Origin of the sequence: Pectobacterium atrosepticum (genome assembly GCA_019056595.1) — a bacterium.
In the GTDB taxonomy this organism is placed as follows: Bacteria; Pseudomonadota; Gammaproteobacteria; order Enterobacterales; family Enterobacteriaceae; genus Pectobacterium; species Pectobacterium atrosepticum.
Genome location: CP036163.1, coordinates 1,039,163 through 1,062,883, shown reverse-complemented (window position 1 = coordinate 1,062,883; position 23,721 = coordinate 1,039,163). Strand labels below are relative to the sequence as shown.

The 23,721-nt window shown below is 53.8% G+C and carries 18 protein-coding genes, 2 tRNA genes and 2 pseudogenes; 12 read left to right on the top strand and 10 right to left on the bottom strand.

The annotated features are described in order from the left end of the window. Nucleotides 1–53: 53 nt before the first annotated feature. A complete protein-coding gene (locus DCX48_05480; GenBank protein ID QXE14008.1) occupies nucleotides 54–584 on the bottom strand; it encodes a flavodoxin in 531 nt (176 codons plus the stop codon). A 383-nt stretch (nucleotides 585–967) separates the two neighbouring features. Between DCX48_05480 and nifL the strand changes: the two genes are divergently transcribed. From nifL to DCX48_05460, 4 genes are all read left to right on the top strand, one after another. Further along, on the top strand, nucleotides 968–2,455 hold the full coding sequence (gene nifL, locus DCX48_05475) for a nitrogen fixation negative regulator NifL (GenBank protein ID QXE14007.1): 1,488 nt from the start codon (nucleotides 968–970) through the stop codon (nucleotides 2,453–2,455). Next, on the top strand, nucleotides 2,452–4,026 hold the full coding sequence (gene nifA / locus DCX48_05470) for a nif-specific transcriptional activator NifA (GenBank protein QXE14006.1): 1,575 nt from the start codon (nucleotides 2,452–2,454) through the stop codon (nucleotides 4,024–4,026). The genes nifL and nifA overlap by 4 nt, the downstream gene beginning before the upstream one ends. A gap of 177 nt (nucleotides 4,027–4,203) precedes the next feature. Next, entirely contained in the window at nucleotides 4,204–5,610 is a 1,407-nt protein-coding gene (gene nifB / locus DCX48_05465; protein QXE14005.1) for a nitrogenase cofactor biosynthesis protein NifB, read from the top strand. After that, nucleotides 5,607–6,125 carry a nitrogen fixation protein NifQ gene (locus DCX48_05460; GenBank protein ID QXE14004.1) on the top strand — a complete coding sequence of 173 codons (519 nt, stop codon included), beginning with the start codon at nucleotides 5,607–5,609 and terminating at the stop codon, nucleotides 6,123–6,125. Before nifB ends, DCX48_05460 begins: the two co-directional genes overlap by 4 nt. An 18-nt stretch (nucleotides 6,126–6,143) precedes the next feature. Here the strand turns inward: DCX48_05460 and DCX48_05455 are convergent, their stop codons facing one another. Then, nucleotides 6,144–6,884 (bottom strand): 3-hydroxyisobutyrate dehydrogenase, encoded by a 741-nt coding sequence (locus tag DCX48_05455; protein ID QXE14003.1) that lies wholly within the window; start codon nucleotides 6,882–6,884, stop codon nucleotides 6,144–6,146. Between the two features lie 111 nt (nucleotides 6,885–6,995). On the opposite strand from DCX48_05455, the gene DCX48_05450 reads away from it, so the two are divergent. Continuing rightward, on the top strand, nucleotides 6,996–7,376 hold the full coding sequence (locus DCX48_05450; protein ID QXE14002.1) for a transcriptional regulator: 381 nt from the start codon (nucleotides 6,996–6,998) through the stop codon (nucleotides 7,374–7,376). A 132-nt stretch (nucleotides 7,377–7,508) separates the two neighbouring features. Here the strand turns inward: DCX48_05450 and DCX48_05445 are convergent, their stop codons facing one another. Both DCX48_05445 and DCX48_05440 read right to left on the bottom strand, forming a co-directional pair. After that, the gene (locus tag DCX48_05445) at nucleotides 7,509–8,294 is read right to left on the bottom strand and encodes an SDR family oxidoreductase (GenBank protein ID QXE14001.1); all 786 of its coding nucleotides are present in this window, start codon (nucleotides 8,292–8,294) and stop codon (nucleotides 7,509–7,511) included. A gap of 78 nt (nucleotides 8,295–8,372) precedes the next feature. Beyond that, nucleotides 8,373–9,845, bottom strand: a complete 1,473-nt coding sequence (locus DCX48_05440; GenBank protein ID QXE14000.1) for an efflux transporter outer membrane subunit — start codon at nucleotides 9,843–9,845, stop codon at nucleotides 8,373–8,375. A gap of 86 nt (nucleotides 9,846–9,931) precedes the next feature. On the opposite strand from DCX48_05440, the gene DCX48_05435 reads away from it, so the two are divergent. From DCX48_05435 to DCX48_05415, 5 genes and pseudogenes are all read left to right on the top strand, one after another. Further along, complete coding sequence (locus tag DCX48_05435; GenBank protein QXE13999.1) at nucleotides 9,932–10,546, top strand: TetR/AcrR family transcriptional regulator; 615 nt, start codon at nucleotides 9,932–9,934, stop codon at nucleotides 10,544–10,546. A gap of 76 nt (nucleotides 10,547–10,622) precedes the next feature. Then, on the top strand, nucleotides 10,623–11,732 hold the full coding sequence (locus DCX48_05430) for an efflux RND transporter periplasmic adaptor subunit (GenBank protein QXE13998.1): 1,110 nt from the start codon (nucleotides 10,623–10,625) through the stop codon (nucleotides 11,730–11,732). Then, nucleotides 11,729–14,818: an efflux RND transporter permease subunit gene (locus DCX48_05425; GenBank protein QXE13997.1), complete on the top strand. Its 3,090-nt coding sequence runs from the start codon at nucleotides 11,729–11,731 to the stop codon at nucleotides 14,816–14,818. The genes DCX48_05430 and DCX48_05425 overlap by 4 nt, the downstream gene beginning before the upstream one ends. A gap of 76 nt (nucleotides 14,819–14,894) precedes the next feature. After that, nucleotides 14,895–16,183: pseudogene (gene fabF, locus DCX48_05420) on the top strand (beta-ketoacyl-[acyl-carrier-protein] synthase II). Nucleotides 16,184–16,334: 151 nt separating this feature from the next. Next, nucleotides 16,335–17,531, top strand: coding sequence for a Bcr/CflA family efflux MFS transporter (locus DCX48_05415; GenBank protein QXE17157.1), 1,197 nt, complete (start codon nucleotides 16,335–16,337; stop codon nucleotides 17,529–17,531). A gap of 75 nt (nucleotides 17,532–17,606) precedes the next feature. Here DCX48_05415 and DCX48_05410 read toward each other — a convergent pair. The 4 genes and pseudogenes from DCX48_05410 to DCX48_05395 form a co-directional block, all read right to left on the bottom strand. Then, nucleotides 17,607–17,708 (bottom strand): annotated as a pseudogene (locus DCX48_05410) (glutathione S-transferase family protein). A 47-nt stretch (nucleotides 17,709–17,755) separates the two neighbouring features. Next, nucleotides 17,756–18,514, bottom strand: a complete 759-nt coding sequence (locus tag DCX48_05405; protein QXE13996.1) for an SDR family oxidoreductase — start codon at nucleotides 18,512–18,514, stop codon at nucleotides 17,756–17,758. Between the two features lie 393 nt (nucleotides 18,515–18,907). Beyond that, nucleotides 18,908–19,561 carry a hypothetical protein gene (locus DCX48_05400; GenBank protein QXE13995.1) on the bottom strand — a complete coding sequence of 218 codons (654 nt, stop codon included), beginning with the start codon at nucleotides 19,559–19,561 and terminating at the stop codon, nucleotides 18,908–18,910. Nucleotides 19,562–19,760: 199 nt separating this feature from the next. Next, nucleotides 19,761–20,912: an NADH-dependent flavin oxidoreductase gene (locus DCX48_05395; GenBank protein QXE13994.1), complete on the bottom strand. Its 1,152-nt coding sequence runs from the start codon at nucleotides 20,910–20,912 to the stop codon at nucleotides 19,761–19,763. Nucleotides 20,913–21,067: 155 nt separating this feature from the next. On the opposite strand from DCX48_05395, the gene DCX48_05390 reads away from it, so the two are divergent. Further along, the gene (locus DCX48_05390; GenBank protein ID QXE13993.1) at nucleotides 21,068–21,961 is read left to right on the top strand and encodes a LysR family transcriptional regulator; all 894 of its coding nucleotides are present in this window, start codon (nucleotides 21,068–21,070) and stop codon (nucleotides 21,959–21,961) included. Nucleotides 21,962–22,472: 511 nt separating this feature from the next. On the opposite strand, the gene DCX48_05385 is transcribed toward DCX48_05390, so the two are convergent. Together DCX48_05385 and mtfA are read right to left on the bottom strand one after the other, a co-directional pair. Next, nucleotides 22,473–22,548 (bottom strand) — tRNA-Asn (locus DCX48_05385). 110 nt (nucleotides 22,549–22,658) lie between these two features. Then, on the bottom strand, nucleotides 22,659–23,456 hold the full coding sequence (mtfA, locus tag DCX48_05380) for a DgsA anti-repressor MtfA (protein QXE13992.1): 798 nt from the start codon (nucleotides 23,454–23,456) through the stop codon (nucleotides 22,659–22,661). 94 nt (nucleotides 23,457–23,550) lie between these two features. Here mtfA and DCX48_05375 point away from each other — a divergent pair. After that, nucleotides 23,551–23,641: transfer RNA gene (locus tag DCX48_05375), tRNA-Ser, on the top strand. The last annotated feature ends 80 nt before the right edge of the window (nucleotides 23,642–23,721 follow it).

Here is a 23,721-nt window from a genome sequence, read left to right as displayed (position 1 = left end):
TACTTTGTCAGCAAACTCAGGTGGAGTGCCTGAGGCCTCCACCTTCTAGCGGATCAGCCGATAGCGGGCTTGAGTGTTTCCAACCAGCTATCGAGGCGCTCATCCGTGAGATCGTACTGGTTATCCTGATCCAGTACCAATCCGACAAACTGGTCATCCACCAAGGCGGCTGAAGTGTTGAAATCATAACCAGCATTCGGCCAGGCACCGATGACCTTGGCACCGCAGGCGGTAACCACGTCATATAAGGTTTTCATCCCGCTGACAAAATTATCAGGATAGCCTTGCTGATCGCCTAATCCGAACAAGGCGACCGTCTTGTCAGCCAGCGCTTCATCAGGCAATTCAGCGATAAACTCTTGCCATGACTCGTTCTCACATCCCGCATTCATCCCCGGTAACTGGCCTTCACCCAGCGTCGGCGTGCCGAGCAGCAGAACCGAATAAGAGAGAAAACTGTCCAGAGAAGTGCGGTTGATATTGACCGGCGAATCCGCCGTGTCGCCCAATTTTTGATGGATCATTTTGGCGATCTTGCGGGTTTTTCCCGTATCGGTGCCAAAGAAAATACCAATGTTCGCCATAGTTCACTCCTGACTGATATTGAGAAGGATCGCCGCCGGAGGCAGCAGGTATCTGTACAGTGAGGTGCGAATATCATGCCAAATTTGGCATTCAGTGTGCTGGCGATATTTTGCACGTTTTTAGCGCAAGGCTGCACTATTGATGCACTTATTGAGGAGGCTAGCCAGGCCAGAAGATAGGGTGTTTACCTGATACAGTAAGGATTTTACGTGGTTTAACGTTAAAACAGGGGGTGCGATCAATCTTTAGGTTAGTTAATGAATAAAGGGCGTAGTGTTTGCATGGTTATTGATGCCGGTAGTCGACCGGAGAAGGGTGTCGGTTCGTGGCACAAATTGTTGCGAACCTGACATGACGGCATCTGATGTTGTAAGGGTAGGCCATGACCATAAACCTGATAATGGAGTCTCTTCCGCAGGGGGAGATTGTCAGTCATTTATCGCGCCAGCATCCGGCGTTGTTCTCTACTGTGGTGGAGCAATCGTCAGTGGCGATCTCTGTGACCGATCCACAGGCGCGTATTGTGTACACCAATCCGGCATTTTGCCGTCTGACGGGTTTTCCTCTGTCTCAATTACTCGGCCAAAATCACCGTATTCTCGCCAGTCAGCAAACGCCCGGAGAGGTCTACAGCGATATGTGGCAGACCTTATTACAGGGAGCTGCTTGGCGAGGACAGTTGATTAATCGCCGACGGGATGGCTCCCTCTATCTGGCTGATATTGATATCACGCCGATCGTTAATGCGCAGGGGGAGCTGGAACATTATCTGGCGATGCATAAAGACATTAGCGCCAGTTATGCCCTTGAACAGCGGTTGCGTAACCATATGACGCTTATGACTGCTGTGCTGAATAACATTCCTGCGGCGGTGGTGGTGGTTGATGATAACGACCGCGTCATTATGGATAACCTGGCCTATAAAACGCTGTGTGCCGACTGTGGTGGCAAAGAACTCTTGTCAGTACTGGAATATGGCAAAAATAAGAACGTGTTGCGAGAGGGAAAACCGTTGCCCGTGATGGTTCGCGGCTCGGTTCGTTGGCTGATGCTGGGAATGTGGGCATTACCCGGCGTCAATGAAGAAGCCAGCCGTTACTTCACGGACAGTGCGTTGCCGCGCACCGTCGTTGTGATTACCGATTGTACGGAGCAACAACAGCAGCAACAGCAGGGGCGACTCGATCGTCTGAAGCAGCAAATTGCTAATGGCATATTGCTGGCGGCAATCCGTGAATCGCTGGGTGCTGCCATGGTGCAACTGAACTGTCCGCTCAACATGCTGGCCGCTGCACGGCGTTTAAACGGTGAAGATCATAGTAACGTCGCATTGGAGTCCGCATGGCGTGAGGGGGAGGAAGCGATGGCGCGGTTACAGGCGTGCCGTCCTTCTCTGGCATTCGAACCCGAGGATGAGTGGTCGATAAAATCCCTGCTGGACGATCTGACGTCGTTATACCAGTCGCGCCTGAATAGTGAAGATCGCTTGCAGTATGAATTGCAGTCGCCGCAGTTGACGGTTTTTGGCCAACGAACGCAGGTGCTGGCGTGCCTTAGCCTATGGCTGGACCGCACGCTGGCGCTGGCGGCAGAAATTGCACCTTTTCAACTATCAATCCAGATTTATGCTCGCGAAGAGCGTGGTTGGCTGTCGCTCTATCTGGAAGACAACGTACCGATGACGCAGGTCCGTTTTGCTCCCGCCCCCGCCACGTTGAGTTCACCGGGCAAGGGAATGGAACTTCGCCTGATTCAGACGCTGGTGGCCGATCATCAGGGTGCCATCGACCTGTCGGCGCATGCACAAGGCGGTACCTGCCTTATCCTGCGCTTTCCTCTCTCACCCTCTCTGGCTGGAGGTGCAAAATGACGCAGGCTCCTGAAACAAGCAACCTGACTTGGCGGTTCGATCTTTCTCAGCAGTTTACCGCCATACAGCGTATTAGCGCAGCATTGAGCCGAGCGACAGAGGTTCGCGAAGCACTGCAGGCGGTGTTACGCGTGCTGCACGATGATGCATTCATGCAACACGGTATGGTTTGTCTGTATGACAAACAGAATGGGGTGATGGCGGTGGAGGCGCTGCATGAAGCTGATGAAAAACTGATCGCCAGCGGGACTCATGTTCGCTACCGCCCCGGTGAAGGATTGGTAGGGACGGTATTAGCACAGCATCAACCGCTGGTTCTGCCTCGGGTGGCTGACGATCAACGCTTTCTCGATAAACTGGGCCTGTACGACTACAACCTGCCGTTTATCGCGGTGCCGCTGTTTGGCATTGAATCTCAGCCAATTGGCGTGTTGGCTGCACAGCCGATGGCTCGCTACGAAGAGCGCTTGCCCGCGTGTACGCGCTTTCTGGAAACCGTGGCCAATCTGGTGGCGCAAACGGTGCGTCTGATGCAGCCCGCCCGCCCGAGGTCAGTGCCAGAACCTGCGGTGACCACCGTACGCGCGAGAACCTGCGTCACGCCGCCGCGTTCCTACCGTTTCGACAATATGGTGGGAAAGAGTCAGGCAATGCGGCAAACCATGGAGATTATCCGTCAGGTTTCACGCTGGGATACCACGGTGCTGGTTCAGGGGGAAAGCGGCACAGGTAAGGAGCTGGTAGCCAATGCTATCCATTATCATTCACCGCGTGCAGCCGCCCCATTCGTCAAATTCAACTGCGCTGCGCTGCCGGATAATCTGTTAGAAAGCGAATTGTTCGGTCATGAGAAAGGGGCCTTTACCGGTGCCGTGCGGCAACGTAAAGGACGCTTCGAGTTAGCCGATGGTGGCACGCTGTTTCTTGATGAGATCGGTGAAAGCAGCGCCTCGTTTCAGGCCAAGTTACTGAGGATTTTGCAAGAAGGGGAGATGGAACGCGTTGGCGGCGATGAAACCATTCGGGTGGATGTCCGTATCATTGCGGCGACTAACCGTAATCTGGAAGAAGAGGTGAGGGCCGGCCATTTCCGTGAGGATCTCTATTATCGTCTGAATGTTATGCCGCTTGCGCTTCCTCCTCTGCGTGAACGGCAAGAGGACATTGCCGAACTGGCCGATTTTCTGGTGCAGAAAATCGGCCAACATCAGGGACGCCCCTTGCGGATAAGCGATGGAGCCATCCGCTTACTCATGGGCTATAGCTGGCCGGGCAACGTGCGTGAGTTGGAGAATTGTCTGGAACGTTCCGCCGTGATGTCAGAAAGCGGATTGATTGATCGCGATGTGATTATGTTTAACCATCGTGAGGTAGCGCCAAAAGCGACCAACATCTTACCTGTGCCGGATGAAGGCTGGTGCGATCCGTCTCTTGATGAACGGCAGCGGGTGATTGCCGCACTGGAGAAAACCGGTTGGGTGCAGGCCAAGGCGGCGCGCTTGTTAGGTATGACACCGCGCCAGGTGGCTTATCGCATTCAGACGATGGATATCAATATGCATCGTCTGTGATTCCGATGAGACAGGATTGTGGCATATGCCACATTGTCGGCCTACTGCTGCAATCCTGACAAATTCGATGACGTAGACATTCTGTATCTTCATGTTTTACATTGATTTTAATAGTCACGCTAAACGGTACGGCCTTTGCACCTCTCTGCCTATGACTCCGCAACCGTAGGCACTATTATGGCATCTTGTTCCTCCGCATCCGGCACGGTAGGCTGCCGATCAACGCTGGCTGATGGGATTACCCCGTTGCAGGCCAGCAAAGCTGCACACCATCCCTGCTATTCGGTGAGCGGTCATCACCGTTTTGCCCGTATGCATCTCGCGGTCGCGCCTGCATGTAATGTGCAATGTAATTACTGCAACCGTAAATACGATTGCAGTAATGAATCCCGTCCCGGCGTGGTATCGACGTTGTTAACGCCAGAACAGGCGGTGGCACAAGCACGGCAGGTTGCCGCCGCTATTCCTCAGCTTTCCGTCGTGGGGATCGCCGGGCCGGGCGATCCGCTGGCAAACATGAAACGGACTTTTAGCACATTGCGGTTGCTGCGTGAGCAAATGCCGGATGTGAAGCTATGCCTTTCCACCAATGGACTGATGTTGCCTGAGGCCGTGGTGCCATTGCTGGATATCGGTGTGGATCACGTTACGGTGACGCTGAATACGTTAGACCCTGCGGTCGCTGCTCGTATTTATGCCTGGCTATGGCTGGAGGGAGAACGTTACACCGGGTTGGAGGCGGGCAGAATCCTGCTTGCGAAGCAAGAAGAGGGCATTCGCCGCCTGACGGAACATGGCGTGCTGGTCAAGATCAATTCCGTGTTGATCCCTGACATTAACGAGGCATCGATGAGGGCAGTGAGTGAAAAAGCACGCAGTTGGGGCGCATTTCTGCACAATATTATGCCGCTGATCGCCCGACCAGAACACGGCACGGTATTTGGCCTTGAGGGGCAAAGGGAACCGGATGCTGAATGCATGACGCGCGTGCGGGCAGAGTGCGGTCAGGTGATGCCGCAAATGTCGCATTGCCAACAATGTCGCGCGGATGCTATCGGCATGCTAGGCGATGATCGCAGCCAGCAATTCCCTTTATCTGCACTGCCAGAAAAACCACAGCCGTATTTGCCCCTGCTACATCAGCGTGCTCAATTGCACGCCAGCATCGCATCACAGGGAGAATCTGAGGAGCCGGAAGCCTGTCTGGTCGCCGTGGCTTCTTCGCACGGTGAGGTAATTGACCTGCATTTTGGCCACGCCGAACGTTTCCAGATCTACAGCCTGTCACCTGCCGGTGTGGTACTAGTTAACGAGCGTTTTACCCCTAAATATTGCCACGGTGAAGGGGCGTGCCCACCGGAGGAAAATACTGAGCGCTTGGGCGCACTGCTGGCGCTTTTGGCGGATGTTGATGCTGTATTTTGTGCCCGCATTGGCTTCGAACCATGGAATAAGCTGGAACAACAAGGGATCCAACCCTGCATTGAGGGTGCCTGGCAAAATGTCACTGAAGTGCTGACAGCCTGGTGGCAACAGCGACGGGGAGAACGGTTGAATGAGCAAAAGGATAAGGGAGCGGCGTGATGCCACAGGCGCAACGCTGGCTACGGCGCTTATTGGCGCAATATGAGAGAGGTTCTGCCTGTTTTGCGCAACATATGGGATTGTCGCTATCGGAGTGGCAGCGTCTCCTTGAACGTATGGACGCCGTGCCGTCTGCACATTGCCCTGAACGTGAGCAGCGCTATGCGCTGCTGAACGAATTACAGGCGCATCGCACTGAGGAACGGGAACAACTGGCTGACTGGCTGTACGAGCATATGTCCCGTGATGCGGCACCGATGCACCACATTATTGCCAGCGCTTCGTTAGGATTTAATCATCTGTGGCAGGATTTAGGGTTAGATTCCCGCAATGAACTGCGCGAATTGATGACAGACTGTTTTCCCTCTTTAGTGGTGATGAACGCCACTAACATGCGTTGGAAGAAATTCTTTTACCGCCAACGTTGTCTGCACAGTGAGGGGGAACTGATCTGCCGTTCCCCAAGCTGTGATGACTGCTGCGAGTGGGCGCACTGCTTTGCACCCGAGGTGTGAACGGGCTGGCAGCAGCCGTTAGGGGTTAAGCGAGCGATTCATCGCCACGATATCTTCATGAGTAGGATTTGCACCCAATTTGCCAAACAACTCTGGTAGGCGATCGCGCTTCGATGCCGCCTCACCCCTCACGGCTGCTGTCAGGCCTTTCTTCATCGTTTCCGCATCGTAATCGCAGCAGTAGGCTGGTGTTGACGGTTGCTGCCTCCATGATTCTTCCAGGGAGCCTGCATCGATAGCATCGAAGCCCGTGTCATCCACCAAATTCATGACAATCTGTTTTAACGTGGCGTTATCGCCCGCTACGGCAATAGCCAAACGTGATGCCGAACCTTTTGGCGTCCCAAGCTCTGCAAGCGACCAGGCGAGAATGTTGTTGAAGGCTTTGATCACGGGATGTGAGAGTTGTTGCGACACCCATACGCTCTCAGTCATACCGTCATCAATTTCGGGAATAAGCGGGTCGCGTAAGCCTGGGTAATAGTTACTGGTATCGATTAGCGGTACCGTTTCGGGAAGGTCATCAAAAAAACCGTTTGGCAGCGATGCCAGTGCCGGTAGTGGGATTGACAAAATGATAGCGTCGGCTCCCTTAACTGCACCATAGACGTCCACTGCCGTAGCCCCGATTTCATCGGCAAAGCTCTGAACGCCATGAATGCCTTTGGAATTCGCAACGCGTACCTGATGGCCCGCGGCTATAAGCTTGCGTGCAAGGGTTCCGCCAATGTTGCCTGTCCCAATAATGCCTATTTCCATGTTTTTTGCCTCGTGTTATTAAGGTAAGCTGGTTGTTCTGGTTATATTAGGATGTACAGGTTAATGTAACAAGAACACACCATTAAGTGGGTAACACCCTAAAAGGTAAGTATGAAGAAAGAACGTGTCTGGAATTGTGAGGACCCCCAGCAGCGGTTGGTATGGGCGGCGGCGACCACCGAGGCGCTTCGGGTACTGGAGGGAAAGTGGAAAATCATCATCATCTGTCAACTCTTTGCGGCCAAGGGCCCGATACGCTTTTCTGACCTAGAGCGCTTGGTTGAAGGGGTGAACCAGAAGATGCTGATTCAGCAGCTTCGGCAACTGGAGAGCGATGGCATAGTCATACGTACAATTTATCCGCAAGTGCCACCCAGAGTTGAATATACGCTGAGCGACATGGGCATTGCTTTGGGGCCCGCGATGGAAGCATTGATCGACTGGGCTGAAGAAAGGCGCCGTATTAGGGATATAAAATCTGAGGCAAGATAATCCATGAGGATATGTTGCCTTACGATGACTTTACATGCGGGTTTCCATACCCGATCTTGACCTTTTGATTTCATGCTAAGCGCTTCATTGCTTTCATTCTTCTTTGATCCATACACGCGTTCAGGCCGCGTTTTATACACCCATCACACGGGCCATGATGGCCTGATGTAACCAGCGTGGCGTTGCCCAGGTCAGCAATGTAATTGCCTTATTTCCCATCCCCGGAACAACGCTCATTCGCCCAGCCTGAAGCGCTCGGATGCCGGCTTGTACAACCGGTTTAGGCTGCATCATTGCCCCTTTTAATAGAGGGGTTATTTTCTGGTTGGCGACGGTAGCAAAGCCAGTGTCAGACATACCCGGACAAAGCGCGGTGACAATGATGCCGTCGTCTTTAAGCTCACGATGCAGAGCATCGGAGAACCGGAGCACATACGCTTTCGCTGCTGAGTAAACGGCAAAATTCTTTACGCCCTGATAAGACAACAGGCTGGCGACCATCAAAATATGTCCTTTCCGCCTGACGCGCATATCTTCTGCAAAGAGCCGAGTCATTGCTGTCAAACTTGCGATATCCAGATTGATCATGTCCAGCGCGTCATCCAGTGGTTGATCCAAAAAGCTGCCCTGCAAACCATGGCCAGCATTGTTAATTAATATATCAACCACAATATTTTGTTCCCGCAGTCGACTGTGCAGATCGCTAATTGCGGTCATCACAGAAAGATCGGCCTGTTCAACCATCACATCAATGTTAAAACGCTCCCGCAATTCTGCTGCCAGCAATTCAAGCTTATTGAGCCGCCGAGCCACCAGAATGAGTGATTTTCCCTGCGCGGCATATTGACGCGCGAACTCTTCGCCAAATCCGCCTGAAGCCCCTGTGATGAGCACCCACGCATTGTTTTTTGCTGTCATGTTAATCACTCCGGTTATTTATTGTGAGCTGTGCAGGTGTTAGTCGATGGCATGTTTGCGCACCGGTACATGGATATATTAGAGCATCTTCGCAGCGGTTTCTGGAGGCTGCCAGCCACCGCCGAGCGCCCTAAACGTAGCGACCGCTGCGCGTGCAGATTCCGTCTGGGCCTGCGCTCTGGCGTCGGAAGTCTGCAACAGGGTTTCATCGTTATGCAGGACGTCAATCAGGCTGGCGGTCCCTTTCTGGTAAGCGATGAAAGATGATTGGCGTGCGCTAGCCAACGCCGTTTCGCCTGCGGTTAATGTTGTTGTCTGCGTCTCACGATTGAGCAGCGCCGAGAGTGCGTTCTCAACGTCTTCGGTCGCGCTTAATACTGACAGACGGTAAGCTGCCAATGCTTCGGCTTCCTGCCCCTTAGCCTGATCGATCTGAGCGTTAATACGGCCGAAATCGAAGAGTCGCCAGCGCAGCCCCAATACACCCGCCGATTGGCTGGCACCGTTGGAGAACAGGTTGCCGCTCGACACCGATGTTGCGCTACCGAGTAATGCGTTGAGTGAAAATTTAGGATAATACTCGCTGATGGCGACCCCGATGCGCGCGTTGGACGCCGCGAGATGGCGTTCGGCTACGATAATATCGGGTCTACGACGCAGCAGATCGGCAGGTGTCCCTGTTGATATGAGCTGTGGGGGCTGTGGAATAGGACCCGAAGAAGCCAACTGATTACGATAGGTTCCAGGAGGCGTGCCGAGCATGACGTCCAACGCGTTCATCGCAGCATCGATACCCGTTTGGAGAACGGGCACGGTTGCCTGAACCTGTGAAAGTGAGCCTTCGGTCTGGCGGACTTGATACTCTGCGGCTAGCCCTTTGCTGTGGAGTAGCTGCACTTTTTCTAGCAATTCTTGCTGTGTATTAACCTGCCGATTGGCTATCTTCAAACGAGTTTGTAACCCGCGCAGGGCGATATAAATATCGGCAGTCTGCGCGGCGACGGCCAGCCGCGTGGCTGTTACGCCAGCCTCTGAAGCCTGATAGTCAGCCAGTGCCGCCTGACGATCGCGTCGCAGACCACCGAAAACGTCAATCTCCCAGCTTGCGTTGAGGTCGGTTTCATAGGCATTGCCGTAGCGATTGTAGCCAGGAACCGAGTTGAGCAACCGGCCTTGTGCGGTTTCAACCGACTGATACGCGCGAGTGGCCTGTCCGCTGACGTTACCTGATGGCAGCAGAGCCGCTGTTGCCGCGCCAAGCCCAGCACGTGCCTGAGTCATCCGTGCGGACGCTTGGGCTAAATCAAGATTCTGTGCGAGAGCCCTTGAAACTAACTCACTCAGTAAGGGATCATTAAAGCTTTCCCACCAGACGGCAATGTTGGCAGTCTGGTTTGCGTTTCCTTGTTTTGCGAAAGATTGCTGTGCGGCGGATTGCGCCTGATAACGATCCGCGAGTGGCGCGTCCGGACGATGATAATCCGGTCCAACCGCGCAACCCGCCATTACGCTAGTAGTCACAACCAAGGCAAGGGTACGGAGGGGTAACATAGTAATTCCTTGAGTTTAACGATTGTGACTATATTATCAATTGGTCACTTGTTGTCAATCAGGGCTCGGTGAGATAAGCTTGAAAAATGACTAAACATACGAATGCACATCCCCCACGTGGGCCGTCGGACCATAGCGTCCGAGATCAGGTTGTGGAAGCTGCCACTGAGCACTTCGGACACTTTGGCTATGAGAAGACAACGGTGTCCGATCTAGCCAAGGCGATTGGGTTTTCTAAGGCATACATCTACAAATTTTTTGATTCTAAGCAGGCGATCGGTGAGATGATCTGCGCTAATCGATTGGCAATGATTATGGATATTGTCAATTCAGCGATCGCGGATGTGCCAACGGCTTCAGAAAAACTGAGACGCCTGTTCAAAGCCTTGATAGACGCGGGCGGCGACTTATTTTTTCACGATCGCAAGCTGTATGACATCGCCGCTGTATCCTCTCGCGACAGGTGGCCTTCAGCAGCGAGATATGAAGAAAATCTACGCCAGCTTGTTCAACAAATTCTTCTTGAGGGACGACAGTCCGGGGAATTCGAACGCAAGACGCCGCTGGATGAGGCGGCACATGCCATCTATCTGGTCATGCGCCCTTATGTTTGTCCTGTTCAACTGCAATACAATTTGGATACGTCAGCGTCAGCTGCTGTATTACTACCATCGTTGATATTACGGAGTCTGGCACCTTAAAGATTGTGACCATTGACAAATTTGGTCACTGGTTGGAGAATGCGGTTACTGTCCTGCTAATTTGATAAGGGAACCCATGCTTCGGCTCAAATCTGCCACTATTGCTGTTTGCCTGTTGCCTCTCGCCCTGGTGGCGTGTGGCGACGCTTCTGACGTCGACGATCCCCGCAATCTGCCTCCTCTGGTGAGAGCGGCTACCGTGGTGAGCGCCGTTGATGCTTCCCGTGCATTCACTGGCGTTGTTGTCGCCCGAGTTCAAAGCGACCTTGGCTTTAGAGTGCAGGGCAAAATCCTTGAACGTCTGGTGGATACCGGGCAGACCGTGAAACGCAGTCAGCCTTTGATGCGTTTGGACCCCATCGATCTCAGTTTGCAGGCACAAGCCCAGCAGCAGGCTGTTACCGCGGCCCGTGCCCGAGCCAAACAGGCGATCGATGACGAAGCTCGTTATCGTGGCCTGGTCACTGCAGGTGCTATATCCGCTTCAGCCTACGATCAGATAAAGGCTGCTGCTGAGACGGCGAAAGCGGATCTGAGCGCCGCGCAGGCTCAGGCCGATGTGGCGCGTAATGCTACGGGGTATGCCGTACTGCTGGCCGATGCCGACGGCGTGGTGGTAGACACGCTGGCTGAACCTGGGCAGGTGGTCAGTGCAGGGCAGCCTGTTGTCCGACTGGCGCGAGCGGGGCAGCGGGAGGCTATCGTGCAATTGCCAGAGACACTACGTCCAGCTGTTGGGAGCGAGGCTCAGGCCACGCTGTACGGTATCGATAAACAGTCAGTTCCAGCGAAACTGCGCCTCCTCTCCGATGCGGCAGACCCTGTGACGCGCACCTTCGAGGCGAGGTATGTCCTTGAGGGCGCGTTGGCGAGCGCACCGCTTGGCTCCACCGTCACACTCAATATTGCTGAAGGCAAGTTACCTGCGCAGGTTCTTCAGGTGCCTATCGCCGCGATTTATGATGCGGGGAAAGGGCCGGGTGTCTGGGGTATTTCAGACAAACCTGCCAAAGTGTCGTGGCATCCTGTTCAGGTGATTGGGTTGGGGGATGACACGGCGAGAGTGACTAGCGGCCTACAGCCCGGTGAACAGATTGTGGCTTTAGGCGCACATCTGTTGCATGACGGTGAGGCCGTCCGCACGGTTGCACAAAGTGATGTCAGTGTCGCCGGGGGCCAACCATGAGCGAGGGGCGATTCAATCTTTCGGCACTCGCCGTCCGCGAGCGCTCAATCACCTTATTTCTTATCATCCTGATTACCGTGGCCGGCATTCTGTCGTTCTTCGAACTGGGCCGAGCGGAAGACCCACCGTTTACGGTCAAGCAGATGACGATTGTTTCTGCCTGGCCGGGTGCTACCGCGCAGGAAATGCAGGATCAGGTAGCCGAACCGCTTGAAAAGCGTATGCAAGAGCTCAAGTGGTATGACCGTAGTGAGACTTACACGCGCCCTGGACTGGCTTTTACCATGCTGTCATTGCAGGACGGTACACCGCCTTCACAGGTGCAGGAAGAATTTTATCAGGCGCGTAAGAAGCTCGGCGATGAAGCGAAGAATCTGCCGGCAGGTGTGATCGGACCGATGGTTAACGACGAATTCTCCGATGTTACTTTTTCGCTCTTTGCGTTGAAGGCGAAAGGGGAGCCACAGCGGCTGCTGGTCCGTGATGCGGAATCGTTGCGCCAGCGTCTGCTTCATGTGCCGGGAGTGAAGAAAGTCAATATTATCGGCGAGCAGGCTGAGCGCATCTTTGTCTCGTTCTCTCATGACCGGCTGGCAACGCTGGGCATTGCTCCGCAGGATATTTTTTCCGTTCTCAACAGCCAGAACGTATTGACGCCTGCCGGTTCGATTGACACCAACGGGCCGCAGGTCTTTATCCGCCTAGATGGCGCCTTCGACAAACTAGAAAAGATCCGCGAAACGCCAATCGTCGTACAGGGCAGGACACTGAAACTCTCAGATGTGGCGACGGTTGAACGTGGCTACGAAGATCCGGCGACCTTCCTGGTCCGCAACCAGAGTGAACCCGCACTGTTGCTGGGTATCATTATGCGTGAGGGCTGGAACGGTCTGGATTTGGGTAAGTCACTGGATGTCGAGACGGCAAAAATCAATGAAGGCATGCCACTCGGCATGACGTTCACGAAAGTTACCGATCAGTCAGTGAATATCAGTTCGTCCGTCGACGAGTTCATGATCAAATTTTTCGTCGCGCTGCTCGTTGTGATGGTGGTCTGCTTTGTCAGTATGGGCTGGCGCGTGGGAGTGGTGGTCGCTGCTGCCGTGCCGTTGACGCTGGCTATCGTCTTCGTGGTGATGGAGGCTTCCGGCAAAAACTTCGACCGTATTACGCTGGGTTCATTGATTCTGGCGCTGGGGTTGTTGGTAGATGATGCCATCATCGCCATCGAAATGATGGTGGTGAAAATGGAAGAGGGCTATGACCGCGTTAAAGCCTCGGCCTATGCCTGGAGTCACACGGCGGCACCGATGCTGGCCGGCACGCTGGTGACGGCAGTCGGTTTTATGCCCAACGGTTTCGCGCAATCCACCGCCGGTGAGTACACCAGCAACATGTTCTGGATTGTGGGGATTGCCCTGATTGCTTCGTGGGTGGTCGCGGTGGTATTTACGCCTTATCTGGGCGTGAAAATGCTGCCGAACATCAAAACGGTTGAGGGTGGGCACGCGGCCATCTACGACACTCGACATTACAACCGCTTTCGCCGATTGCTGACGCAGGTCATCGCGCGCAAATGGGTAGTGGCAGGCACCGTTATTGCCGTTTTCACTGTCGCTATTCTTGGCATGGGGCTGGTGAAAAAACAATTTTTCCCGACCTCCGATCGCCCAGAGGTGCTGGTAGAAATCCAGATGCCGTATGGTACGTCGATTGAGCAGACCAGCGCCGCCGCCGCAAAAGTTGAAGCCTGGCTGAAGAATCAGAAAGAGGCAAAAATCGTGACGTCCTATATCGGGCAGGGCTCACCCCGTTTCTTCCTAGCCATGGCACCAGAGCTGCCCGATCCGTCTTTTGCGAAAATTGTTGTGCTGACGGACAACCCAGAAGCGCGTGAGGCGCTGAAATTCCGGCTTCGTGAAGTCGCTGCTGAGGGCCTGGCACCCGAGGCGCTGGTGCGTGTGACGCAACTGGTGTTTGGCCCGAATTCACCTTATCCGGTTGCCTACCGTGTCATGGGGCCGGATCCCGCTCAGCTACGCGAGATTGCAGGCAAGGTAGAAAAGGTGATGCTGGGTAGTCCGATGATGAGAACCGTCAACACCGACTGGGGCCCGCAGGTGCCGACGCTGCATTTTACGCTCAATCAGGACCGCCTGCAGGCGGTGGGATTGACATCGAATGCTGTTGCTCAGCAGCTTCAGTTCCTGCTATCGGGCGTTCCGATCACGTCTGTGCGTGAAGATATCCGTTCGGTGCAAGTTATGGCACGCGCGGCGGGGAATATCCGACTCGATCCTGAAAAAATAGCAGGTTTTACTCTGGTGGGTTCTGCCGGTCAGCGTATTCCTTTGTCACAGATAGGGGATGTCGGTGTGCAGATGGAAGACCCTATTCTGCGCCGTCGCGATCGTACCCCGACGTTCACCGTGCGCGGTGATATCGCTGAAAATCTGCAACCGCCGGATGTCTCGACGGCGATCCTGAAACAGTTACAGCCCGTCATCGATACACTTCCGGCCGGATATCGCATTGAGCAGGCGGGGCCAATTGAAGAGTCGGCAAAAGCCACCGGGGCGATGGCTCCGCTGTTCCCCATCATGATTGCCATGACGCTGTTGATAATCATCCTTCAGGTGCGCTCGATGTCGGCGATGGTAATGGTCTTCCTCACCGCGCCACTGGGGCTGATTGGGGTGGTGCCAACGCTGCTGATCTTCAATCAGCCGTTTGGTATCAATGCGCTTGTGGGACTGATTGCTCTGTCGGGCATCCTAATGCGTAACACCTTGATCCTGATAGGGCAGATCCATCACAACGAGCAGGAAGGGCTAGCGCCGTTCCACGCGGTGGTGGAAGCGACAGTACAGCGAGCCCGGCCCGTGTTGCTCACGGCGATGGCCGCCATACTGGCGTTTATCCCGCTGACGCATTCTGTCTTCTGGGGAACGCTGGCTTATACCCTGATTGGCGGGACATTTGGCGGCACCATCATCACGTTGGTATTCCTGCCTGCAATGTATGCCATCTGGTTCAAGATACGTCCCGATGACCAGAAGCGTGTAGAACAACAGGCTACTGCGTGACACTGATGCGGATGTGGTCGCCGTACTTCGACTCGGCGGCCCTAAATACATCGACTGAAATGATGAGGATTTAACGATGACGCTAACAAATCATAAGCGAATAGTGGTAACCGGCTGCGGCATTATCAGTCCTCTGGGGTGCGGTACAGATATAGTCTGGCGCAGGCTGCTGGAAGGGCGATCGGGCATAAGAACGCTTCCTGCTGATATCAGCGACGGCACGGGTATTTCCGTAGCAGGGCAGGTCCCTGGGCTTTCGGATGACCCTGAGCAGGTTATGAGCCAGAGCGTTTTATACCGGCCAAAGAGCGCAAGAAAATGGATCGTTTCATAGAATTTGCCCTTATCGCCGCTCAAGAGGCTGTGACGCAGGCAGGCTGGCATCCAGCTAATGAACACGAGCGGCAGCGGACGGCGACAATTATCGCATCGGGAGTGGGGGGATTTGGTGCCATTGCTGAAGCGGTTCGCACTACCGATACGCGCGGTCCCCGACGGTTGTCACCATTCACCGCGCCCTCATTTCTGGCCAATATGGCAGCAGGCCAAGTCTCGATCCAGCAGGGTTTCAGGGGACCATTGGGCGCGCCCATTACAGCATGTGCAGCTGGTGTGCAGGCGATTGGTGATGCGGCCCGCCTTATCAGAAACGGAGAAGCGGACATTGCCATTTGTGGTGGCACAGAAGCCGCTATTGATCGTGTCACGCTAGGCTGCTTTGCTGCTGCACGTGCGCTTTCTACCGGATTTGCAGATAAGCCAGAAGAAGCATCGCGGCCTTTTGATCGTGATCGAGACGGGTTTGTTATGGCGGAAGGTGCTGGATTATTAGTGATTGAATCCCTTGAGCATGCATTGGCTCGTGGTGCTACGCCACTGGCAGAATTAGTGGGATATGGCACCAGTGCCGATGCATGGCATCTGACCGCTGGGCCAGAAGACGGTAGCGGTGCCCGACGGGCGATGGAATTGGCTTTAGGCCAGGCTGGGATCAATGCGGATGAGATACAACACATCAATGCCCATGCGACATCGACTCAGGTAGGTGACAGAGGGGAACTGGCGGCGATTCGGTCAGTGTTTGGTAGTGAATCAGGCGTGGCAGTCAGTTCGACCAAATCAGCTACCGGCCATCTTCTGGGCGCGGCAGGTGGCATTGAAGCGATATTTACTGTGCTTGCCCTGCGTGACCAGGTTATTCCGCCCACGCTAAACCTGCGTAACCCGGACGAGGCAGGACGCGGCTTGGATCTTGTCGCGTTAAAGGCACGTTACGCTACGATAACGTATGCCTTATCCAACGGTTTCGGTTTCGGCGGCGTTAATGCAAGTGTGCTTTTTCGCCGATGGGAGACGACGCCATGAGTGAGTTTCATCGTCTAATCCCAGATTTTATTTATGCAGGAAAATATGTGGTGGCGATTCAAAAGCCACTGAATGACATGTCTTTCTTATTCAGATCGTCAGTTTCTTTTCATGAGCGTTTATCATGAATCCAGAACATTCTTCCACTGTAATCACCCCTGAAGCCCACTTGTCAGGGGGGCCGCTGCTGACAGGGAAAATTATCGCGTTACTGGCAGGGCTTTCGGCCATCAGCATACTGTCTACTAACATTATTCTTCCTGCATTTCCGGATATCGGGGAGCAGTTAGGGGTATCTGCTCGCGAGCTTGGACTTACCCTTTCCAGCTTTTTTATCACCTTCGCACTGGGACAGTTGGTGGTCGGCCCGTTGGCCGATCGCTATGGACGCAAGAAACTTGTGTTAGGGGGACTCTCAATATTCATTGTGGGTACGGTAGTGGGAGGGCTTGCCGACTCACTTGAAACGCTCATTGCCGGACGCGTCATCCAAGCGTTGGGTGTGTGTGCCGCTGCCGTTTTGGCTCGTGCCATTGCGCGTGATTTGTTTGACGGTGAAACATTAGCGCGTGCACTCTCCTTGACCATGATCGCCACAGCGGCGGCCCCGGGCTTCTCACCGTTGGTTGGCAGCGTGCTGACAACCATGCTGGGGTGGCGGGCGATTTTCATCCTTGTGGGCCTTGCCGCTTTTGCTGTCGCTGTATTCTATGTCAATACATTGGGAGAAACGCACCCTGCCGAACGGCGTGCGCCACATTCAATTCCGAGCGTAATAGTCGCGTACGTCAAGCTGGCTGTGGATAGAAAATTTATCCTTCCGGCACTATCGATGAGCCTGTTGATGAGCGGTTTGTTTGCGTCATTTGGCGCCGCGCCTGCCATCTTGATGAGTGGGATAGGGTTGTCATCATTACAAGCCGGGCTGTACTTTGCCTCCACTGTATTTGTCGTTTTTGCCGCGGGTATGGCTGCACCGCGACTGGCGCACCGCTATGGCGTGCAAGTCATTACCTCGGGAGGCATCTTCATCGCGTTACTCGGCGGTAGCCTATTGTTGATTGGGCCGGAAGATCCCGGTCTGGGTTGGTATACCCTGTCTATGATTATGTTCCTCTGGGGCATGGGGTTAGCCAATCCATTGGGAACGGCAATCACAATGGGTCCCTTTGGGAAACAGGCCGGGCTGGCATCCGCTTTGCTTGGATTTCTTACGATGGGAGCCGCTGCAATCACAACCTGGCTCGGTTCTGTGCTGACATTCCCCGCAGTCACAGCACTGGGAGGCATACAGGCGACGGTCTGTCTGATCGCTCTGTTACTGTTCTTACTGCGTTGCAAAAATTAACCGCGTCGTCTTTGTGAGAACGATGCGGTCAATTGTATTCATGGCGGTTTTTTACTTCGTTTCGCCATCGACGACTACCTTGATCCTCTCAAAGGGCACATTCTTTTCCAGCAGCACAATCGCTGCTCGCTGAACGAACGGGGGATAGCTGATAAGCGTCGACTGAGCGTTAAGCATATGAATCCCCTGATAAGGTGGCGAAGTGATGGAATAACGTGCAGTTACTACAGCAGCTGCCCGCCCGAAATGTCAAAGGTCGTGCCGTTAGCCCAGGCCATGTCATCGGACAGGATGGCGGCTACTGCACTACCTACATCGTCCGGCAGACCGACGCGCCCCAGAGCAATGCCCTGAGCCACATAGGCGTTGACATCTTTATTGTCGCGCACTGCACCACCGCCAAAATCGGTTGCGATGGCACCTGGGGCAATGGCATTGACCCGGATCTGACGTGAACCCAGCTCTACGGCCATGTAGCGGGTCAGAACTTCAACGGCAGCCTTCACCGCCGCATAAAGGCTGTATCCCGGTAACGTAAAGCGCACGAAGCCAGACGACACGTTCAGGATACGCCCGCCGTCTTCAACAAGCGGTAACAGTTTCTGAGTCAGAAAAATCGGCCCCTGAAGATGCGTGGCTACCAGCGAAGAAAATTGCTCCTCAGTCGCGTCAACGAAATTTGCAAAGAGGCCGTTACCGGCATTGTTAATGAGAAAATCGAAACGCTCGCGTCCGAAATCGGTCATCAACGTTTCAGTCACGGCGTCTGAGAAAGTCTGATAACTGGCGGTATCGGTGATGTCGAGTGGCAGCATCGTAGCTTTACCACCCAACGCTTCGATCTCCTGTTTCACCGCTTGAGCTTCTACAGCGCCGCTGCGATAGGTGCCGATGATGTGGACGCCGCGCTTGGCGAGGTGAAGAGCCATGTTGCGGCCGAGGCCACGGCTGGTGCCAGTGATGAGTGCAATCTTATGGGTCATGGGCTGTCTCTCTTAGGTTATTAGACGCACGTTTCGGTGCGGTGCGTGCTTGACCTACCCATGATAGGTAATGAACGATTTGTAACCTACGCCTGATAAGCTCAGTTTCTTGCCTGATTGTATCAGTCATCTTACGCAGTGCTGGAGCATCGCTATAATCGTGCTATGCCAGTATCGTTTTCATCCTACAGGGCTCGAAGCGCGTTGCGATTAACGACAACCTTCTGAGCTACGGTAGCGAACAAAAGGGGATCGGCATCAAAGCACTGCATACTATTGCGTGGAATCCATGGCCGCAGATTTCATCTTTCGTGTATAGCCCATCAGGTGGAGTGCCTTGTTGACCACTACAAACAGACTATACAGTTGCTTCGGGGGAAGTTCAGTCGGGCGTTATGTTTTTGGGCAGCCCGTGACTTGCGGGTAATTGCGGCAGACTAGATTGAGTTTATTCTTCGGCTCGAAGCCTTTATCCAGCATGCATCGCTGCACATCAGCGGCTTTGCGCAGCGTCGGCACGTAAGGCACCGAACCCAAAGGCTGCGGATAACCGCATTGATACATCACCGCCAGTGCTTGTTTGTCGTTTTCAACTTGATGAGAAAAATGCAGCGAGGCCCCCGCTTTACGCCAGCTAATCAACGAAAACGTGCTCACGCCGGAATCCGGCTTAATCGGAATAAACCCTCTGTCTGCGACAAAAGGCAGCGCCTCTAGCTGGCGCTGGCTCAAAGGATACCCCTGCTCTTGCTGGAGGCAGGATGGGGTGTCATGGTAGACACGAAGGCTGCAAATTTTGAATCCGTCTTTACGGGTAAACCCCATACTCTCCATGCATTGGTAATACAGAACTGACTCATTATCCGTTTTGGGGATGTCAGGGCCGGGGAGTTGCACGCCGCATTTACCCATCGCGACGCGCACGCCGCCGATATCCGTATTAGGGCGTTGCCACTGCGTTATATCCGGTGGTGGTGGGCACCCTGTTAGCAGGAATACCGACGCTATCAGCAGAGGTAAAGTCACCAGAGTCGATTTTCGGAACATTAACGTCCCTTATTTATTATTGTGTCAGGTAGCATCCATACTGCCCGTATTACCCCTCTGCGACAACATTGTTCAGGTTTTAATTCTCACTGAAATAAAAATTTCACCCTGCCTGGACTTTGTCTTTCATTTGCTTGTTCAATGTGAATTAAACACCGGTAGCAGTAATGGTTATATCCTTCATGACCGTTGGAGAATGTCACTCGACAGCCTGCTCGGTCTCAACCAACGGGAACCAGCCCTTTGCCTGCTGGATGACAGTCCAAAGCTTTTCCGGAATGTTCAGATCCTGCACTGATGCGGGGTTGAGGACGTTCACGATTTCCTCCTCGCGACCTGCCTTGGCCAGCGCAACCCAATTCGGATTCATGATCAGGGCCTGACCGATCGCGGCTAATGAGAGACCTGCGTCTAATGCCGCTTGTGCCTGCGTCGGCGTCTTGAACCCGCCTGCCGCGATCAATGGAACACGGTCGGCCACATGCTCAATGAGCAATCGTGCCGTCGTTTTGCCGCCGTCATCCACAATCGGCTTTCCATTGAGCACGTCGTGTAGAGACGCATGGATATAATCAACACCCGTATCGATCAGCCTGTCGAGCAGTATCTTCGTATCAGCGATCCGCAACCCGCCGTCCGCCTGTTCTTCAGGCGAGATCCGGTATCCCAAGAGAAAGGGCCGATCAGTGTGTGCACTGATGACCTGCCTGACGGTCTGCACAACAGACAACGGGAAGCGAAGTCTTTTGTCCAGAGAGCCGCCCCATTCGTCATCGCGATTATTTGCCAATGGCGAGAAAAAGTCCTGAAGGAGGAACCCGTGTGCGCCATGCAACTCAACGCCGTCGAAGCCAGCTTCGATCGCGCGTCGCGTCGCGTCACCGAATGCTTTGATGATGCTCTCAATCTCGCTGTGTCTCAGAGCAGTGGCAGTGTTCCCACCGTTGTTGAACAGACCGGCGGGTACTTCCATCGTGCTGGGTCCAACGACCCGACCGTTCGGTACGAGTTCTGGCACCGCCTTGCTACCCGCATGAAAAATCTGCAGGATGGCAGAAGCGCCGCCACTCTTTGCGGCTTGCGCCAGCTTGCGCAGACTGGGGATGAAGCGATCGTCATAGGCGGCGAACTCGTCCGTGAAGCCGATCCCTTCCGGTGTGACGTGCGTACACCCAGTGATGACCATGCCTACATCCTTGGCGCGCGCCTGAACGTAAGCGGCCTCTTGGTCGGAGATAGTTCCGTCTGGATTGGCGGACCAGGTTGTCATCGGCGTCATTACCACGCGATTTCGAAGTGTCATGCCATTTTCAAATCGAAAATGGTCGAAAAGGAGGTCTGAATGGGGCATGAAATTTTCCTTGGAATGGGTGCGGCACAATTTTGATCCGGTAGGACCGAGCCACGGTGTCGCCGACTAAGATAAGAGTTATCGATTAGGTGGACTAGATGTATAAAAACACTTAGCCTTATCATTTCAGTGATTAATGGTGAGGAGAGAAAGCCTTGCGTCGCGACGAGATTGCCGATCTGACCGCCTTCGTGGTGGTTGCTGAGGAACGCAGCTTCACGAAGGCTGCCCTCCGTCTGGGGATGGCACAGTCAGCCCTTAGTCAGATCGTCCGCCGTGTCGAGGAACGCTTGGGTCTTCGGTTGCTCGCGCGCACGACACGCAGTGTCGCGCCTACAGAGGCTGGAGAGCGCCTGCTTGCGAAGCTTGGACCAATGCTGCATGACCTCGACACGGTGATCGGCTCCCTCGGTGAACTGCGCGCCCGGCCTTCTGGAACGCTCCGGATCACGACGGTGGAGCATGCGGCAAAGACCATACTCATGCCGGCTATGAAACGGTTACTGGCAGACAATCCTGATATCCATATTGAGGTCAGCGTTGATCATGCGCTGGTAGACGTCGTTGCCAATCAATTTGATGCTGGCATCCGCTTGGGCGGAGAGATCGACAAGGATATGATTGCGATGCGGATTGGTCCCGACATCCCGATGGCTATCGTTGCCAGCCCATCCTATCTGGCAAGACGCCCCGCGCCGACAACGCCCGCAGAGCTGATCGACCATAGCATCATCAACTTCCGCCTGCCAACATCCGGCACGTTAATTGGATGGCGCCTAATGAGTGGCGGACGAGAAATAACAGTTCGCGGCCAGGGACAACTGGTCGTGAATACGGTTGACCTTTTGGTCGACGCGGTACTTGATGGACATGGCCTGGCATGTATCCATCTGGACCAAATTCAGAGATTTGTTGACAACGGAAGCCTTATTCAGGTTCTCAGTCAGTTTACACCGGACATGCCTGGCTACCATCTCTACTACCCTAACCGCAGGCACCACTCTTCCGCGTTCTCTTTGCTTGTCGAAACCCTTCGGTATCGAACATAGCGGCTTGATGTTCTGTGATGGGACGGTTCCTCCATAGGCCCGAGCTGTTCGCCTTCAGTGTCAAGCACCACCTCAAAATCAAAATCGAATTGCAGGATATTCCAATGATCCCTTTTTCGATCGGATACTCCTCAAAAGCAGGAAGGTTCATGCGTAGGGGCGGATGAATCGTTCGCTTCTGTCAATGAATCAGAGTGTAGATTTAGTCTTGGGCGACCAAACCCTATCCCGAACAGTTCGCTTGAACGGATGAACAGGTGCAGGGTGAGTGATGCTTGCCAAGCGAGTTAATTATCGTCCTTGCTGGTAGCCCTCAATGCGGGTCAAAATTCCCGGTCGTTAAGGGGCATTTGGGGGGCACTCCGTTATCGAACTAACCTGACCCCAAATCTGACCACCAAATTCTCCCGATACGGAGGGTAAACTAAAAATGCATCGGGAAGACTTTTCACGCTAACTTATTGAATCTGAATCACATAGGGATTCGTAAAGAGGCATGAAAACAAGAATTTGGCTCCTCTGACTGGACTCGAACCAGTGACATACGGATTAACAGTCCGCCGTTCTACCGACTGAACTACAGAGGAATCGTGTGAACGGGGCGGATGATATCCGGCACCTGCGGTACTGTCAACGGCAAAATCAGCTTTCTCGTCTGACTGTTTAGGCTATGTACAATTTATTGTTTTTTTATGAGTTAATAAATGGATGGTGCGCGGTAGTTGATGTTGTTTTGCCAGCTTTTTAGTCGGGCGAGTGGATCTTGTCGATAGAATTTTTGAAAGCAGCGGTACAGGTCGGGGAAGCGCTCTTCGAGAAGTTCGGGGGCGCTGAAGAAATATTCCGACAGCACCGCAAAGCACTCTGCTGGATCGTGGACGGCGTAGGGATCCATGCTGGCGGCATCTTCTCCCACTAGATCGATTTCTTCCTGTAAGGCATCCATTGCGCTGTGAAGATGCTGCTCCCAGACAGCAATATCGCGCAGTGGAATCAGGGGAACGCCCGTTGCTTCACCGCTGCTGCGAATATCCAGCTTGTGGGCAACTTCATGAATGATGAGGTTGAAACCGGAGAGGTCGAAGGAGTCCTGCACTTCCTGCCAATTGAGGACAATCGGTCCCTGATCCCAACTTTGCCCGGACTGTACCATTTTCCCTGTATGTACGAGTCCGATGTCGTCTTGCCACTCTTCCTCGACAATAAACGGGCCGGGGTAAACCAGAACCTCGTGGAAGCCATCGAGTGCACCTATTCCCAGCGACAACACTGGTAGGGAAAACAACAAGGCGATGCGCCGTTGCATGATATCTGTCAACAGCAGTTCCTGTAACGGAATCAGGCGCTTTTGCTTCAGAAACTGATCGGCAAGGGCGGCCAGTTTCTGGTGTTCTTCGTCGCTTAAGGGAGCGAGAAGCGGGATCGAAATTGCAGCTTGCCAATGTTCAAGCGTCTGCACCTGTGGTTGAGAGTTGTTCCACGGCCATTTAATCATTGTTATTGCTCGTTAAGTCGTCACTTGAATTTAAAGGCGAGGTTGGGTTCTGTTAACATGCCGCAAAAACGGGGATCATGGCAACAGCTTAAACGGAGAAATGCCGGAGCGGCTGAGCGAACCAGTCTCGAAAACTGGAGTGGGGGGGTAACTCCACTGGGATTAAAATCCCACTCTTTCCGCCAATTATGTAATAAAATAAGTAAGTTAATGGTTGTTTTTGATTTTTTCCTACATGAAATTTTCACATGAAAGCCACGTGTTG

Excerpts from the sequence above, each read along its gene's own strand:
- DCX48_05480 (QXE14008.1), bottom strand. The coding sequence starts at position 584 with ATGGCGAACATTGGTATTTTCTTTGGCACCGATACGGGAAAAACCCGC.
- nifB (QXE14005.1), top strand. The coding sequence starts at position 4,204 with ATGGCATCTTGTTCCTCCGCATCCGGCACGGTAGGCTGCCGATCAACG.
- DCX48_05440 (QXE14000.1), bottom strand. The coding sequence starts at position 9,845 with ATGTTACCCCTCCGTACCCTTGCCTTGGTTGTGACTACTAGCGTAATG.
- DCX48_05450 (QXE14002.1), top strand. The coding sequence starts at position 6,996 with ATGAAGAAAGAACGTGTCTGGAATTGTGAGGACCCCCAGCAGCGGTTG.
- DCX48_05405 (QXE13996.1), bottom strand. The coding sequence starts at position 18,514 with ATGACCCATAAGATTGCACTCATCACTGGCACCAGCCGTGGCCTCGGC.
- DCX48_05400 (QXE13995.1), bottom strand. The coding sequence starts at position 19,561 with ATGTTCCGAAAATCGACTCTGGTGACTTTACCTCTGCTGATAGCGTCG.
- DCX48_05430 (QXE13998.1), top strand. The coding sequence starts at position 10,623 with ATGCTTCGGCTCAAATCTGCCACTATTGCTGTTTGCCTGTTGCCTCTC.
- mtfA (QXE13992.1), bottom strand. The coding sequence starts at position 23,456 with ATGATTAAATGGCCGTGGAACAACTCTCAACCACAGGTGCAGACGCTT.
- DCX48_05435 (QXE13999.1), top strand. The coding sequence starts at position 9,932 with ATGACTAAACATACGAATGCACATCCCCCACGTGGGCCGTCGGACCAT.
- DCX48_05395 (QXE13994.1), bottom strand. The coding sequence starts at position 20,912 with ATGCCCCATTCAGACCTCCTTTTCGACCATTTTCGATTTGAAAATGGC.
- DCX48_05445 (QXE14001.1), bottom strand. The coding sequence starts at position 8,294 with ATGACAGCAAAAAACAATGCGTGGGTGCTCATCACAGGGGCTTCAGGC.
- DCX48_05455 (QXE14003.1), bottom strand. The coding sequence starts at position 6,884 with ATGGAAATAGGCATTATTGGGACAGGCAACATTGGCGGAACCCTTGCA.
- DCX48_05425 (QXE13997.1), top strand. The coding sequence starts at position 11,729 with ATGAGCGAGGGGCGATTCAATCTTTCGGCACTCGCCGTCCGCGAGCGC.
- nifA (QXE14006.1), top strand. The coding sequence starts at position 2,452 with ATGACGCAGGCTCCTGAAACAAGCAACCTGACTTGGCGGTTCGATCTT.
- nifL (QXE14007.1), top strand. The coding sequence starts at position 968 with ATGACCATAAACCTGATAATGGAGTCTCTTCCGCAGGGGGAGATTGTC.